Source organism: Burkholderia sp. Ac-20349 (assembly GCF_017104865.1).
Classification (GTDB): Bacteria; Pseudomonadota; Gammaproteobacteria; order Burkholderiales; family Burkholderiaceae; genus Burkholderia; species Burkholderia aenigmatica.
The window spans coordinates 1-886 of the sequence record NZ_JAAGPM010000361.1; the positions used below are offsets into that span (position 1 = coordinate 1).

General features: G+C 62.3%; 1 protein-coding gene. It reads right to left on the reverse strand.

Annotation, left to right across the window (positions count from 1 at the left end; all coding sequences use genetic code 11):
* Nucleotides 1–632: type VI secretion system tip protein VgrG (vgrG, locus tag G3N61_RS39220; RefSeq protein ID WP_241018147.1), on the reverse strand; the 632-nt coding region annotated here is incomplete at its 3' end.
* Nucleotides 633–886: the final 254 nt, after the last annotated feature.

Here is an 886-nt window from a genome sequence, read left to right on the forward strand (position 1 = left end):
GTCCGTAGGCTGGGTTGTGGCTGATCGCCGCCCGGCGTCGGGTTGTAGATCACCGGCTCGCCGTCAAGACGGCCGAAGATGAACAGCCGATCGCAGTGAATCAACCGGTGCCCCTCTTTGCCGTGCTGGAAGGCGTAGAAGAAGCCTTCCTCGCGCAGGATGCGTTCGACGAAGTCGTAGTCAGTATCACCGGCCTGCACGCAATACTCGCGGGCAAGGTGTTCGTTGGTCGCACGTTGCTCGTAGTCCATCGTCAGGCCATGGGCCTTGAGCACGGCGACTGCGATCTCGGTCACGCTCAGGGTCTGGAAGATCCGCCAGTCGGACGAGAGCTTGAGGCGTGCGAGGCGCGGCTCGACCACCGCCGAGTAGCGGGTGCGCCGAAAGCCGGTGTCGCCCTGAACGAACGACGAAACCGCACCATGCACATAGCGCACGGGCTGGCCACCCTGCCAGATCGTGAGCAGGCCGTTGCGATCGAGCACCTGTCCAAAGTCGATGGCCGGATTGGCACTAGCCAGCTCGATCTCCAGGCGAAAGGTCTCGGACAACCCCTCACGCAGCGTGAACTCGACGACCTCAAACGACTCGTCGCCAGCAGTGAAGGTAAAACGCAGATCGGATGACATCATCACAAGCATTCCTTACCGGTCCATGATCGAGCCGCCGATCTACACGTGCGCCGAGCGACCGGCGTATGCACCGGTCGCTCGGATCGTCCGAACTTAGGCTTCCTGCGGCTTGCGCCAGTCGTCCGACGCCTCGGTACCGGCGATCGCATGAGTCCAGGTGATCTTGCGGTACGCCATGGAGACCTTCACCAATTGGGTGTACTCGGCCTTGCTGGGGTCCTGCGCGTGCGGCAGCGCGGTGTTGATATTGACGA